8 protein-coding genes are annotated in these 16684 nt (G+C 40.4%); 5 read left to right on the top strand and 3 right to left on the bottom strand.

Going from position 1 to position 16684, the window contains the following annotated elements; genetic code table 11:
* The first annotated feature begins 57 nt into the window (after positions 1-57).
* The 5 genes from CJD36_RS17705 (at position 58) to CJD36_RS17725 (ending at position 10474) form a co-directional block, all read left to right on the top strand.
* Entirely contained in the window at positions 58-1962 is a 1905-nt protein-coding gene (locus CJD36_RS17705; RefSeq protein WP_105040534.1) for a T9SS type A sorting domain-containing protein, read from the top strand.
* A 3-nt stretch (positions 1963-1965) separates the two neighbouring features.
* Positions 1966-3882: a T9SS type A sorting domain-containing protein gene (locus CJD36_RS17710; RefSeq protein WP_133162697.1), complete on the top strand. Its 1917-nt coding sequence runs from the start codon at positions 1966-1968 to the stop codon at positions 3880-3882.
* A gap of 3 nt (positions 3883-3885) precedes the next feature.
* Positions 3886-4845 carry a response regulator transcription factor gene (locus tag CJD36_RS17715; protein WP_105040536.1) on the top strand — a complete coding sequence of 320 codons (960 nt, stop codon included), beginning with the start codon at positions 3886-3888 and terminating at the stop codon, positions 4843-4845.
* A gap of 372 nt (positions 4846-5217) precedes the next feature.
* The gene (locus tag CJD36_RS17720) at positions 5218-9675 is read left to right on the top strand and encodes a DUF7619 domain-containing protein (protein WP_105040537.1); all 4458 of its coding nucleotides are present in this window, start codon (positions 5218-5220) and stop codon (positions 9673-9675) included.
* Between the two features lie 553 nt (positions 9676-10228).
* Positions 10229-10474, top strand: coding sequence for a hypothetical protein (locus CJD36_RS17725; protein WP_105040538.1), 246 nt, complete (start codon positions 10229-10231; stop codon positions 10472-10474).
* Between the two features lie 397 nt (positions 10475-10871).
* Here the strand turns inward: CJD36_RS17725 and CJD36_RS17730 are convergent, their stop codons facing one another.
* The 3 genes from CJD36_RS17730 to CJD36_RS17740 form a co-directional block, all read right to left on the bottom strand.
* Entirely contained in the window at positions 10872-11681 is an 810-nt protein-coding gene (locus tag CJD36_RS17730) for a T9SS type A sorting domain-containing protein (RefSeq protein ID WP_105040539.1), read from the bottom strand.
* A gap of 577 nt (positions 11682-12258) precedes the next feature.
* A complete protein-coding gene (locus CJD36_RS17735; protein ID WP_105040540.1) occupies positions 12259-14073 on the bottom strand; it encodes a PAS domain-containing sensor histidine kinase in 1815 nt (604 codons plus the stop codon).
* A gap of 964 nt (positions 14074-15037) precedes the next feature.
* On the bottom strand, positions 15038-16675 hold the full coding sequence (locus CJD36_RS17740; RefSeq protein WP_105040541.1) for a sensor histidine kinase: 1638 nt from the start codon (positions 16673-16675) through the stop codon (positions 15038-15040).
* Between the last annotated feature and the right edge of the window lie 9 nt (positions 16676-16684).

A 16684-nucleotide genomic window follows, 5' to 3' on the forward strand; every position in this document is an offset into this window, starting at 1 on the left:
AGTCACGCACTAGGAGGAGTACTTTTTAATTTATACTTTTAATATATAAAACACTGCATGAGATTTTCTTTTAAATACATTTTTGCACTTTTTGCACTGATTTTTTCGTGCTTCAGTTCGAGCCATGCACAGCAGTTCCAATGGGTAAAAGGCGGAGGTACAAACCAAACTTCGTCTTATCTTAATAACAACCCAGAGGGTGTTTATTATATGTGTACCGATTCAAATAGCAATGTGTACACTCTTAGCATTGTCGGTAATACGGCGATCCATGCAGATACATTTTATAGGTCAGGGGCGTATGGTGTAGATTTGAATCTTTTGGTTAGTAGCTACGATTGTTCCGGACAGATGCGTTGGGCTAAACTCATTGGTTCATCAGCTGGGCTCAGTTACCCGCTTGGCATTGTTGTAGATAACTTTGGTCATGTATATATGTCGTGTGCATCTCCAAACGGGACGTTGCATATAGGCAATGACACAAGCATAACAGGGTCTCTAAATAAGGTACTTAACCTTATTATGTTCGATACTCTTGGACACTTCAATTGGATATATCAGGTAGGTAATAATACACCCGCAAACCGTGCAGCTACCTATACCTCCACTGCATCTCTCGCATTAGATAATACGAACAATGTACACCTGATACCCTACATAGGCGTGGGATCATTACTGACCCCCACCCTTATAAGCCATTTTGGGAACTACGATCTGAAATTTAATTCTTCCGGAGTGCTACTTTCCGCAAAACGATTGCAACAGGACTCTTCACTTGTCGTTACAAATGCGACCATCGACCATCGTAGTAATATCATCTATGGTCACGGATATAGAAGCTATGCATTTCCTGATAGTTCTGCATATAATTTCTTAGCGGCATTTGATACAAACGGGAATAGAATTTGGGTAGATACCCTCGGAAATTTCTATGCATCTACAAATAATATAACAGGTATTGCAGCAGATAATAGCGGGCATCTATATGTAACTGCGAACGGGTTCGGCTATATGCTATATAAGGGAGATACAATATACCCTAATTATGGTTCTTATATTTCTTTCTTAATGAAGACAGATACAGCAGGAAACAGACAATGGTGGAAACAGTGCAACGGAAATGGTGCTATTGGTTCTCCAACAATTTTACCCGGCAATAAGGTGGCCACAACAGGACATTTTTATGTAAAGGAAAAATGCGGCACAGATAGCATAACCAATTCATCAGCCGGTGCAGACCCATTTATTTACATGGTTGATACCTCTGGCTCGTTGCTTATGTTGAAAGGTATTCACGGTGACGGGTATTCTGATAATGGCATATCGATGGCTTGTGATAGGCAAGGGAATCTGTATATTGGCGGTATGGTAGCCGACTCAATCCCAGATGCAGTAATCCCCGCATACCACTCCGTTGGAGGTAATACAGATTTCTTCGTTTTGAAATACGGCCTCCCCTGTAATTGTACAAGTACGCCCACTGCATCTTTTACCTATTCTGGAAGCAATCCTGTTACGTTTACTTATTCAGGCACCACAACTGGTTTAGACAGTGTGGCATGGCATTTCGGCGATGGCTATACTGGTACTGGTCTATCTATCTCTCATGGCTATACCATCTCCGACACGTTCCATGTGTGCGAATACACCTACTCGCAATGCGGAGTAGATTCGAGTTGCACCGATATTGTGGTCATTGGTGTTGGTATAAATGAGCCTGGGTATGAGTTTGGTAACATCTCCATATATCCTAATCCTGTTACGGATGAGCTAGTAATAAATGGCTTGAAAAACCAAACTATTTATAGAGTATTGTCGGTTACAGGTGAGGCAATACTAAGCGGTGCATTCAATAAGGGAGATAATTCAATATCTCTGAACAAACTATCTTCTGGTCTATATATTTTAGAGGTGACAGGTTCTGAAGGGCAAAAGACTAACTTCAGATTGATAAAAAATTAGTGTGTGAGGTTTCCTTTCAAATATATTTTTGCAATTATAGTACTGACTTCGTCGTGTGTAAGGTCGGTCTGTGCCCAACAGTTTCAATGGGTAAAAGGAGGGGGGACGAGTTCAAGTTCATCTTATTTAACTAACCGCCCCGAAGGAGCCTATTACATGTGTACAGATGCCAATAACAATGTTTATACATTGAGTGTTGTTGGCAATAATCCAATTTATGCTGACACATTTTACAGAGCAGGCGGCTACGGGACGGATTTGAATCTTTTAGTTAGCAGCTATAATTGTTCAGGAGAAATGCGTTGGGCTAAACTAATTGGTTCTTCCGCTGGATTCAGCTATCCACTCGGTATTGTGGTTGACAGCTTCGGACATCTTTATGCAGCATGTTCTTCTCCCAATGGTACTTTGTATGTTGGTAATGACACAAGCATAACTGGGTCGCTAAATAAAGTTCTTAACCTAATCATGTTTGATACCGTTGGGCATTTTAACTGGATATACCAGGTCGGGAATAACACGCCTGCAAACAGGGCAGCGACCTACGCAGCTATAGGGGCTTTAACCATCGATAATACGAATTGCGTGCATCTAATACCCTATATAGGAGTTGGTGCATTATTGATGCCAAGCGTGACCAGCCATTTTGGGAACTACGATATGAAATTTAATTCATCCGGTACGCTCCTGTCCGCAAAAAGGCTGCAGATGGATTCGACAATTGTAGCAATCGGCGCAATAATTGACCGGCAGAATAACACTCTTTATGCATATGGATACAGAAGTTTTGCATTCCCTGACAGTTCTTACTATTGCTTCATCGCGGCGTTCGATACATCAGGAAATAGAAAGTGGGTGGATACTTTCGAGAACTCAGCCTATATTGGAGCAGAGGTGATCACGGGTATAGCACCTGACGGTGCAGGTCATCTGTATATATGCGGTTCTGGCAATAATTATGTGGTTTATGGAAGCGATACCATAAATCCTCCGATGGGTTCGCCTTATACCGGATATATGTCATTCATAATGAAGGCAGATACCGGTGGACATTTTGAATGGGCCCGCAGCTGCAATGGTAACAGTGTAAATGACTTCGACGGGGTCATAATGATGCCTGGAAATAAAGTCGCTGCAATCGGCTCATTTGATGTGAAACTAACCTGTGGGATCGATAGCGCGTATAATACAACACCGGGTTCTGATGCATTTCTTTTTATAGTAGACACTGCTGGGAATCCCTTAAAACTGAAACAACTTCATGGAGACGGGTATGAGGATTATGGCAGATCAATTGCAGCCGATAGGCTGGGCAATCTGTATCTTGGTGGTATGGTGGCGGATACAATTCCTAGCACTGTAATCCCTGCATATCATTCTATCGGGGGCAACACAGATTTCTTCGTCTTGAAATACGGACTTCCATGCAACTGTACAAGTGCACCCGTCGCATCGTTCACAACTTCGGGATCAAACTTTACATATACGGGTACTACGGTGGGTTTGGATAGTGTAGTATGGCACTTTGGCGATGGGGCTACAGGAACTGGTCTATCTGTCTCTCATGCCTATGCCATCTCCGATACATTCCACGCATGCGAATACACTTATGCTTATTGCGGAGTTGATTCCACTTGCATCGATATTGTCGTAATTGGTGTCGGTATTAACGGGCCCCATTTGTCCGTGTCTAGCATAACCATATATCCTAATCCTGCGACTGAAGAGTTAAATATTGCTGGTGTAACAGCCCCTACAGATTACCGTTTAATTTCTATAGCTGGCAGTGTTGTGAGTAATGGTGTTCTTAAAAAAGGTAAGAACTCTATAAATATGAAGGATTACCCATCCGGCGTTTATGTAATAGAATTAAAGGGCGAAGATGGTGCAAAAACTACAATGAGAGTTGTTAAGGAGTAACATATGACGAAAAGCACAAAAATTTTATCTTACATAACCGAGAGAAATGAGCCGACAACAACTGTTGAGATATTCGAGGAGCTATTTAATGGGAGTATAAGCGCAATTGAGGAAAGGGGTATAAGAAGAAAATACATCACTTCGATTTCAGTAAAGATGCACCAGTTGTGTAATGAGGGAGTATTAAGAAGTTATTCAGCGAAGAAAAGGGGATTGTATTATTGCCTTCCAGAGTGGTTTTCAGGGGACAAATTGAAGGCACAATATCAATACAAGCTGGAGAACAAACTTTCTGCCAGGATTTCAATAGCATTAATTGATGACCAGATATTGTTTCGCAAAGCGCTAAAAGGGCTTATCCATTCTTTCGGAAATACTGATGTGATCATGGAAGCTGATAATGGGAGCTTATTGCTGGATCAAATAAATAATAATTCGGAAATACCGCATATCTGTATTATAAGTTCCCAAGCGATAATGCTCAATAACAACGAAACACTTAAAGCTATTAAGAAGCAGTATCCCGGGATAAAAGTGTTGATGCTTATTTCCTATAACGAGGTCTTTACTTTTAGGAAAATGGTGTTTGATGGAGCGAATAGTGTACTCACAAAAAATTGCCAACCCGAAGAATTACAAAAAGCGATATACTCGTTGCGTAAGAAAAAATATTATTATGAATCAGCTCCGATTGATCATAGGGAGGTATTCAATCGATCAAACTCACCCCATTCTATCACTAACAGACAGCAAACATTCTTATCATTAAATCTAGCTGGATTGTCTGGGGTCGAAATAGCTACCAAATTGGGGTTGTCGGAAAGAACAGTCGATGGCTATAGGGAAATTTTGTATAAAAATTTCAATGTTGACAACAGACTAAGGTTATTAGTTTTCGTTATAAAAAATGGGTTAGTAGATCTTAATAATGTAACAGCAGGCTCAAAAAGCACTTCAAGGTAAATTACCATATAAATAGGTAGACGTAAGCTCATTGAAGGGGGTTGAAAAATAGTTTGTTTATTAAAAGGTGAAAACACTCACCAGCAAAAACTTCAACCCTGCCTTATTGTTTTTTTATAGCATACACCATTTTTTGGAAGTGCTAAGAATAGGCCGTTTAATGCTGACGTAGGCACACTATAGGAAGTTATAGCCAAACCAGATAGCTGGCAACGCGCACAAAAGCACAAGCAGGACATTGTCATGCGCCACAACTGTTTTAGAGCTAACTATAAACACTTGAAAACTAAAATAATTTATTTTATCTTCGTAAGGTCCAGAAACGCTGTTAACGTGATGGGCGCATCAATTTGACCCGATATAAGACAGCACATGAGAAAAATAGCCTTTCTGATCTTTTTTTTATTCCCGTTCATATGCGTAGCGCAGTTCGGTATTACCAGTACGGTAGCGGGAAATGGTTCAGTTGGATGGGCTGGGGATCACGGGCCTGCAACGGCTGCCCAATTGGGCGACCCGTACGGAATTTGCATTGACCGCTGGGGGAATATATATATCGCGGATGCCTACAAGCAGACGGTCAGGAAAGTGAATACATTAGGTATCATTACCACTATTGCTGGCACAGGCACATTAGGGTCGAGCGGAGATGGCGGGCCTGCAACCGCCGCCAGATTATACAACCCGCATGGAGTAACAGTGGACAGTTCAGGGAACGTTTATATTGCGGACAATTTCAATCACAAGGTCAGGAAGATCAACACTTCGGGCATTATCTCAACTTTTGCAGGAAATGGCTCTCCTGGCTCAGGTGGTGACGGGTTAGCTGCCCCCTCAGCTGCATTGGGCGGGTTAGTTCTTGCAACTGCAATAGACCATTCGGGAAATATTTACGTTGGTTGCCAAAACAGGATAAGAAAAGTAAACGCTTCTGGTATCATCTCGACAGTGGCAGGGACCGGCACGGCGGGGTACAGCGGCGATGGAGGACCTGCAACGGCAGCACAGGTAGATTTCGTTTCAGATCTAACCTTTGACAAATTCGGCAACCTTTATTTTTGCGATTACAATAATGACAGGGTAAGAAAGATAGATGCTTCGGGCGCAATTACAACAGTTACCAGCGCCATACTGTCGCCTTATGGCATTGCCATTGACACCTCCGGTAACATTTATGTTGCATGCGAATCTCAGTTTATTAAAAAAATGGATGCATTCGGCACAATAACTACCATTGCCGGAAACGGTGATTTTACATTTAATGGGGATGGGGGATTCGCGATAGCATCTGCAATGTATCCCACAAACGTGAAAATCGATAACCATGGAGACCTGTTGATTGGAGATGTCAGTAATAGCAGGGTCAGAAAAGTCACACAGTTGCCCCCGATTGGCTCGACAATGTTTATGAGCTATGTAGCTGATATCTGTGGTGGACTGCAATTCAGCGTATTTACAGATACCCCATCTACAGGGAGGCGTGTCACCATTTATATAAATGGCCTTCAGTATACAGACACCTTTTCTGTTTCGGGGGTAAATGGCATAGCCACATTGTCCGTACCGCTGGCGTTTTCAGGCAACTATTCTATAAAGGAAATATTATTCAATGGTTCTTCCGCCGTTGATTCTGTCACTTTCGCGCACCAGCATTTGAGCTGCGAGAATATCAGCATGCGGTTTTACTTCGATGCAAATAACAATTGCGTCAAAGACGGTTCTGAATATTTCGCTTACCTACCTGTCACGGCAGAGGTTGATTCCAATGGTATAGCTATTGATACGATCTCAGGCACCAGCGGACTTAACTACAATGCATTTGGCAATCCGGGGGACATTTATACATTCCGAAAGATCGACGGGGCGGGTGGCCTGAACATATCATGCCCCGCATCAGGTACTATAACGGATACCTTTGGAACTACGCTGAACCACAATATGTCTATCGGCTATTCGTGCGGTCCGTCCACATCCTATGACCTTAGTGAAATATCAAGTTCTATTGCTGGCAGGCACATGCAGTCCATTGATATTCTGGCGGGCAATTCCTTTTGTTCACCTCAAACAGGCAACCTGACGCTTCATTTCAGTCCACAATATATTTTCCAAAGTGCTTCGCCCGTACCTACGACTGTAACAGGAAATGTTGTTACCTGGAATACTGGTGTACTGACGTCAAACATCCCTTCCATCATACACGTACACGCAACGTTGACAGTACCGGGAGCATGGTTAACTCCCGGCGATACGGTACATTCCCAAAATATCATTGTTCCCGTGATCGGCGATGTCGATACAGCTAACAACGTGTCTGTAAAAGTGGATACAGTAACCGGATCATGGGACCCGAACGAAATCTCCGTCAATCCTGACAGATATATCGCAGCCGGGGCTACATTACAATACAAAATACACTTTGAAAACACTGGAAATGATACTGCATTCAATATTTATGTCATGGATACTTTATCAGATAATGTTGACCCCCATTCAGTAAGGGTGGTAGCTGCTTCTGCTTTCATGAACACAACAAAATACTACGACAACACGATCCATCATACCATACTCAAGTTCGAGTTTCCTAATATTAATTTATTGGACAGCAGCTATCACGACCTGTGTACCGGCTTGGTCGTATTCAAGGTTAATGCAAGGGCCGCATTGCCGGACAGCGCCACTATTTTTAATCATGCAGGCATTTTTTTTGACTACAACCCGGTAGTAATGACGAATACCGTTGAAAATATTATTGCTTCAATTCATGGTAATGGCAGCATATGCATTGGTACAGTTGACACATTCGATTGCGCAATTACTGGCGGCACTTGGGCAATGCAAAATGGCCACGCAACTATTTCTTCTGGCGGGATTGTTACAGGTATAAGTAACGGAATAGATACTGTGCTGTACAGCTTTCCTTCGTCGAACGGGATCACGACAATATCAAAAGTAGTTTCAATTAGCTCGCATGGACTGACCACGATAATAGGTGTTGACAGCTTGTGCGAAGGAATTTCTTACCTGTTCAGTTCCTCTCAGCCAGGAGGTAGCTGGACTATTTCCAATAGCCATGCATTTGTTACTTCGGGGGGATTGGTCAACGGCCTTTCAGCCGGGGGCGATACACTAATCTATATCTTCAGCAATGCTTGTGGGGCGGATACTAGCTTTAAAAGGATTCTTATAAAACCCGTGCCGAATTCGGGCAGTATCACTGGCCCAAATAGCGTATGCATTGGCTCGGCGATATCGCTAGCTGACACTTCCGTAGGTGGCACATGGTATTGTACTAACAATAATGCCAATGTTACAGGAATTGGAATAGTAGCAGGTCTCAGTTTAGGCACAGATACCGTTGTTTACCGGGTGTCCAATTTTTGCGGGGTAGATTCAACAATAAAAATCATCACGGTCATTACAACACCGGTAACGTCTATAACGGGAATTGACAGTTTTTGCCAAGCAGCTTCTTATTTATTTACATCGTCACCCGCTGGGGGGATTTGGTCTACGTCAAACGGTCATGCTTTCGTTAGCACAGGTGGATTAGTCAGCGGTTTTTCGGCTGGTACCGATACCGTTATCTATATTCTTGCTAATTCCTGTGGAGCAGATTCTAGCTTCAAAAATATCATCATAAAACCATTGCCTCACGCGGGCAGTATCACTGGCCCCGATAGTGTATGCGTTGGGTCGGTGATATCACTGACTGGTACCGCGCCATATGGAACATGGTACAGCCTTAACAGCCATGCTACGGTTACAGCATCCGGCATGGTATCTGGTAATTCAACTGGCACTGACACTATTATTTACCGGGTTGCTAATTTTTGCGGGGTCGATTCAGCCACAAAGCAAATTGTTGTCCATACTACTCTCCCCGCAGGTAGCATTACTGGTCCAGATAGTGTGTGCGTTGGTGGCGCTATCACACTCGTCGACGGTGCGCCTTCGGGAATATGGCTTACAAGTAATAGCCACGCTACAGTGTCGGCTGGCATTGTAACGGGATTAACGGTGGGGGTAGATTCTATTTATTTCGTTGCTTCAAACACTTGTGGAACGAACATAGCGAGTCATGTAGTGCAAATAAACCAAGTACCCTTTCCAGGCTTGATTACTGGAGCTGATAGCCTTTGTGTGGGTGCATCTGTAACGCTTTCGGCAAGTGTGTCAGGCGGTATATGGAATATCACGAATGCCTGCGCCTCAATTACTTCAGGTATTGTTTCAGGCAATGTGCTGGGAATTGACACCGTACAATATTCTCTTGCGAATTCATGCGGCACAGGGTATGCTAACTTCCAGGTTTTTATACTTTCTGTTCCTCTACCTCCTGATGTTTCTGGTAACGCATATGCCTGCGTTGGCAGTGCCGCAGATACACTAGTCGCCATACCTACAGGCGGCACGTGGGGGAGCAGCAATTCGAACGCAGTTGTTGTCGGGGGTATTGTTAGTGGAGCAACCCCAGGTATAGATACCATCATCTATACCATCACTAACATTTGCGGCACTGCCACGGACAGTTTTATAGTTACGATACCGTCGGTGGAAACCTGCGACTCACTGGCTAATGTTCCGGGGATAGAAGTAATAGATGGGATCAGTATCTACCCGAATCCTTCAATAAATGAGATAACCATTAAAACCAGCATCAATACTTTTGACCAGGTAATCCTCATTGACATACAGGGAAAAGAAGTTATAAAAAAGCCTATCGTTTTTCCTGAAATGCAGATGAACATAAATGAATTGCCCGGCGGCGTTTACTATTTGAAATTTATTGGAAAAAACAGTATTGCAATAAGAAAAGTTGAGTTGCTGTAGGTGTAGGTTTTAGCATGCATTGTGTGGAAATCCGCCTTTCAAGTGTGTTGTGATTTGCTTTCAAAATTTCGTACTTTCAAGGTGATAAATACCGCTGTTCTCCTAAATCGTATGATCCTAACAACCCTAGATGTCAAAAGTTTTTTGAAAAGAATAAAAGTAAAATGAAACTGTGTAGCAGTTGGTAGTTGGGCAATCAACCTTAATCTTTAAAAATATTCAATAGATTATCTAACAGTCCTTGCCATTATAAATTATACGTTCGAGTGGTCGATTCCTGCTATTAATAGGCGGAGGTAAAAAAGAGATGTGTCCTTCAATTTCCAGTATGTCGAGATACCATTTTAGTTCAGATTCACTTATACGAAAGATTATCATCAGTGAATCTATGCCTATTGGAAGTGGTTTTAATTGGCGGCTGGAAATCTCCTTTATTCTAGTAAGTATTTCTGACTTCATTACTCTAAGTTAATAACGGTACAGCATATTGTTGGAAACACTTTTTTTATTGCCTTGCAACGAGTACTTTTATGAAACATTCATAGTTCGTTCCATGGAAAACACAGATAAAAAAATACTGACTTTCCTGTATCGGAACTCAGCAGATGCGCATACGCCGGTAACTTATAGCTGTGAATTCTTGGCAGACTATCTCGAAATCAAAATTGAAGAGTTAGAAGGTGAAAGTGAAAAATTAATCAAGTTGGGCTATATATCTAAGGCTGAAATAGTGAATAAAAGGGTGCAAATAACAATCTCTCAGTTCGGACGAGAAACTATCCAGAAAGCGTTGATGTAATAACGCCTTATATTAATCCTTATTGTCTGTTCTGTTTGCATCTAAGAGCCTTTGTTGAAAGCACTTTATGCGTTAGCAATAGCTGTACAAGCATCTATCTGGTTAAATGTTTTGCTAACATATACCTGAGTTCCTGTATTTTAAATGGCTTCGCAAGAACATCGTTAGCTAGTGATTTCTTTGCTGATATGTGAATGTTAGGGAATTATCACAGGTTGTCTGTATTTTTTTGATTACTCTTCAGATACCTACATAATGTGTAAGCCATCTACTCCATTTAACTGTTTATCTATTATAAAAACATCAGGTGGCGTAAAGTCATTTTTTAGGATGCGTTAAAAAAGCAACAATTGCATTAAAGAATCATTCTTGTTTTGCTTAGCGGAATAAGTCTGTCTTACCCCCTTGCTACTTTGCAGCGTGTTATCGTGCCATTGTCATATAGTTCAAGGATGTAAAAGCCGGTTGGTTGGTCACTAAGGTCGATTGACCAATAACTTCCTGTAATTTTATTAATTTCTTTTACTGAACTACCGTTAATATTAATAAGCCTTATGCTACCGTTCTGTAGTGCTTTGCCAAAATCGATATTGATATTATTGGTAGCCGGGTTAGGGTATACCTGTAGACCGTGCAACGATATTTCATTTACGTTATTGGGTACTGCAAAGTCATAAGCTACGGTAATGAACACCGGGTTGGCATCTCCCCAGGAAAGCGGATTGGAACTATTGATATCGCGCAGGCGGAATTTAATGCCGAAGTTGGTGTCATTGAGTGCCATAGGCCCCCAGATGCCGCCCCACAGAGTTGCAGTATCACCCCATTTGATATTGGCTGCGGACAGTATGGGCAAATGATGAGCACCGTCGGTGCCATAGGGGATGCCGTTTTTAAGTAAAAAGATGCTTGAATCAACCAGGTTGTGTATGATAACATCTATGTCAACCTTTATGCCTTTTACATGTGCGCCGGTAGGAACGTTCATATTGAAATTCTTTACTACCAGCTCTTTGCTATAGCCATTGCCGAAACAATACCAATGGCCGGTGGCCGTGGTGTCGAACGCTATGCCGCTGCTGCCAGACTCATTGTAGGTAATGGTGCCCACCCCGGTAGTGAAATATGTCTGGGCAGACAAATGGGAGGAGACAAGAAAGAGACTGCACATCAATGTGAGCAGAAGGGTCCTGGGTATCAATTGCATAAGTGGTAATGTTTTGTCCGATAAGAGTAAATAATGACTTATGCTATTTAAGACCAACTTCTTTAAATAATGGTTGGGGCATAGCGTTATTTATTGCGTAACCTTTATGCGCTAAACGCCACGTCATCGGCCTTAATACGCTGCTCACCTGCGCAAAGTGTAGGCACAGGTATGCTACGAGGAATCTGAAGAGACCTCTCAGTCTTATTTTTTTAGTGTACTGATGTGTATTAGCACTTTAAGGCCGCACACTCTTGCTTCTTCAGCAATCTCAGTAGTTTTTGCGATTCTTTTATAAATTTTTTATGGTTGCAATGTAATAACGGCCGTGAAGATGTATTTTCATGCAGGAATAGGCCTTATTAAGACAGAGATGCGTCTAACTTAAAATAAACCAAAGGTTTGTACGATCTTAAATATCACTTGCTAGTCTGGCACTATGGACTATTAGCAATGATTTACCAATAATGGCAGTCAAATTATACCTATTTCTAAAGTCAAAATCCGTATCAAATTCTATGGTGACGTTTGATGGTTATCACTAATTACATCAAGAGTAGAATCTTTCCCCATACCCTTAAAACGTGACTATAAATTCAGAACCCTCGTCGGGCTTGCTTTTTACAAGAATATTGCCGCCTAGTGCTTCAATCTGAGTCTTAGTAATAAAAAGCCCCACTCCCTTACTATCGTACCCTTCGTGGAAGACCTGGTTAAGCTTAAAGACCTGGTCCTTGTGCTTAACCATATCTATTCCAAGACCATTATCCCTTACTGACAATGAGATCTTCCCTTTGGACATACACGTAGTGATTGTAATTGCCGGTTGCCCTTCTTTTTTACTGTACTTAAGGGCATTGCTGATAAGATTATATAAGATGCTTTCCAGATATATTCTTGGGTATTGGATTGTAGGTACAGCTAAATCTAAAAATATCTTTGCATTTTTTTCATAAATAGTTCCTTGTAACTGAAGCGAAATTCCGTTTACAATTTCCCCTATCACGCAATCGTCTTTAGTAATTTCTGTATTGAGTTTTATTTGTGATAACTCAAGCAAAAAATCCAATTCTGATATCAGCTTGTCGCTGCATTCACTTATCCATTTTAATGCTTCACCCTCTTTAAATACCTCGCTTTCTTCCGAAAGGAACTTTATATTGCTTACCGGCCCTCTCAGGTTATGTGCTACGATGTGGTTGAGATTTTCCAATTGCTTTATCTTATTTCCCAGACTTTCGGAGGTAGTTTCTAATTCCATATTTTTTCGAAGCAACTGATTACTTAGTTCCTTATGTGAGGTAATGTCTACAACATCACAAATGAAATACTTAGGAATGTCTGCATTGTCAAATACAAGTGTTACTGTCAGCAGTGTTGCGACTATTTTTCTGCTCCTGGTGACATACCTTTTCTCAATCGAGTAAGCCGGTATCTCTTTGTTTAAGAGTTGTCCGATCAGTGCCAAGTCAATATCAATGTCATCAGGGTATGTAATGTCCCTGTAATGAAGATTTAGTAATTCATCTTTACTGTATTCGGTCATGCGACAGAGTACATCATTTACTTCGAGCCATTGACCGCCAGGTGACAGTAATGCTTTACCTGTCCCTGAATAATTGAAGGAGTTAGAAAAGGTTTCTTTATTTACCCGTAACTCATCTTCCTCCAGCTTTCTTTTATGAATATCTGTATGAACTCCAATAAACCTGGTAGGCGTACCATCTTCTTGACGGGCTATTACAATACCCCTGCTAAGTATCCATTTATAAGAACCGTTTTTGCACTTGTATCTTACTTCAACTGTATAATTAGGCGTTTCACTAGCAAGGTATTTTTTTATACTTTTTTCAGCGGCTGTAATATCTTCAGGAAATATTTTATCTGCCCAGTCTTGGATAGTGGTTATCTCGGATGAGCTATACCCGAACATTTCCTGCCACTTCTCTGAAAAAATAATGGTGCCTGCTACTATGTCTATATCCCATACACCATCTCCTGATGCATCGAGGGCCAACTTCCATTTATCCTCAATTTGCTGGAAACCCTCCACGGCTTTAGTTCTTTCAACAACAAGGAAGACTATATTAGCTGTTGGATAAGGAAGAACCCGTATCCCATATTCCAATAGGCCTATACCATCAAAAAAAGTTATCTCGGTATAACCACTGAGTCCTTTTGTAAATGCAGTTGAAACACTGCTGGAACAATGATTAACAATGTACCTACTACTAATAAAAGTTTCGTCGTTATCTTTGAGGATATTGTCAGTCTTTTCTTTAAAACTATTTCTGTTCCATTCCTCAATAACATGGTGTTCAGGTGAAACAGAAATCACACGTTCTCCAATCTGGAGTAATATTTGCACTGTTGGGTCAACCACACTTTTCATAAGCAATTTTACAATTGAAATAGATAACAATTCTGCTCATGATGTAGGAAGAATAAGTTACCAAAAATTTATTACTGGGGGTAAGTATTAAAGACACCGATAGAGTAAATGTCTTGTTGTCTTTAAAAGTTTAATATCTGCCTGCATCCATCTATATAATTAATAATCATCAAAATACATAGCAAAGTAAACTAAAAATTACTATTTAATCTTAGAAATAATCACTATTTTGTATTGACATATATAAAACGCTGTGTGGTATAATATAAGTATCCTTTTTTGTACTATGCTGATCTAAATTTGAAATGCCAAGCCTCTGAATATAAACGCCGATACAACGTAGAGACCATATCATAACAATTAAGCAATAATCCAGCTTATTTGAAGTATCGTAGAAGCATAAGATCTTGAAGAGCATATCATAAGAGGCAGTAATGGCAGTGCCTTTTAAACATGAAAAGTAAGAGATGATTAAAATAGGTCTGAAATACGACAATATAGTAAATATTGCTTAATTAATACACTATAAAAAGAGACTACGATCGAATTAGAGATAAAATATCAACACATTGTAGACAAATTAAATAAGGGTTTGTCCTTCGGACTTTTCGGTGATGGAGCGAAGTGCTATTTTGAGGATGGCGAAAGAGTTAGCTATAGCGATTTGTGGCTGGCACTCAGAACTATAAAAGATATAAAATCGGGTGACAATTCGAAATTATTGTCCGAACTTTGCCCTCATTCATATGAAGGTATATTTCCATATAAATTCCAAAAACATAAATGGAAAAGGAAGAATAGCAAATAATTCGTTGCCAGCGTATACTTTATCTGGCGCAGTTGCGTGCAAATGAGTCTCAATGTTTCTTATAGAATACTAATTTTAAACTCTGGGACTAGCAACTTTATTAATACTTGAGAGGTTTTGACAATAAATACACACAGAATGTTTGCTCATGGTCTATTACTGCTTTGTCATTGTAAACTCAATTATAAACTTAGTTCCCTTGTTAATTTCGCTTACAACTGTAATTTTTCCACCTAGAGATTCGACCTGTGTTTTAACCATATACAAACCCATCCCCTTGCCGTCAACATGATTATGGAAGCGTTTGTACAAGCCAAATACCTCGCCACCTCTTTTTGCCAAGTCTATTCCTAATCCATTATCCTGAAAAATAATCTGTAACCTGTCTTCCAGTTTAACGCTTACAATTCTTATTACTGGTTGTTTCTCAAGCTGCTTGTATTTTATACTATTAGATATAAGATTAAAAAATATGCTGTTAAAATAACTTTTTAAACTCTGTATCTCATTTATGGCAGAAAAATCGCAAGTTACCTTTACATTTTCCCTCTTAATAATACTATCAATACTAAGTATAACATCTTCCAAAAGTGACGAAAAGTGAACATTTTCTTTTTGCTCGGTAATCTCCTGTCTGAATTGCAAAATATAATTTAAATCCATTATCACTCCATCAAGTTTTTCCACTGAAGTAGCAAGACCATCGAACAATTCTTTATTATTATCGGTAGTAAAATCAGTGAACCCGATTACTTGGGCAATGCCCCTTATGTTTGCTACTGGAGCTCTTAGATTATGTGAAATAATATAAGAAAACTGCTCCAGGTCCCTATTTCGTTGGATTAGATAGGAGGCGGTTTGAGTTAATTCATCTTCGCTTGCTTTCAGATTATCTCTCATGGTCAATAAAGCGGTACCTAGTGTGTCCTGTTTGCTAAGGGGCTGATAACTTAATTTGAATTGTCTTTTACCAACCTCTTTTGCAAATGTTGCCATTTCCTCCAGTTTCTCGGATAACCGGTTAACAGATAATATCATTTCTCCTATTTCATCCTTTTGTACATTATCATCAATTTTACGGGTTATTCCTTTACCAAGGTCGCTAATGATTATTCTGATTTTATCTATCGGTTCGATAATTATCAGCATAAAATAGCGTGATAATATAACAGACAGAATGGCCAAAAAAGTGACAAGGACCGAAATGAACAGTCTCAACCTTGTTGAATATGCTTCCCACAGGATATAATCTCTAAGCTTTGCGTCCCGTTCGTAGGACAAGATGCGTGTTAGCCTTTCCATTAGCTGGGCAGTGTACGGAATGATATTATCATCTATAAGTTGTTCGGCATTCATTTTTTTTACCGGATCATCATAATCGGTAAAAGTTCGTAACGAATTCATAAGGTGTTGCTCAATGCCGATTAATTGTTCAAATTCGGCAAAAACGACCTTTAAGCTATCTGCCATTTTACGATCGTTCAACTGGGTGTATAATATGTTAAGTTTAATCTTCAGGTTAGGGTATTCCACCGTATGAAGATCATTTAGCGCGCGTTTGTCTTCCTGGTCGGCTCGCAGGAAAACCCAGTTGGTTGTATACATTTTTGAACGTATTAATACCTCCTTAAAATCCCCTAATGCTGTTTGTGTCGGGTCTATTACTGTGGAAATGTAATCCGATAATTTTTTACTCTTGTCTAATGTAACAATCGTAATTATTCCATTCGCAACAAATACGACAATTAATATTAAAAAACTGCCTGCGATTTTTCCACGGATGCTTAAATTCATAGTCAAGTA

It is taken from the genome of Flavipsychrobacter stenotrophus (genome assembly GCF_002954265.1).
Classification (GTDB): domain Bacteria; phylum Bacteroidota; class Bacteroidia; order Chitinophagales; family Chitinophagaceae; genus Flavipsychrobacter; species Flavipsychrobacter stenotrophus.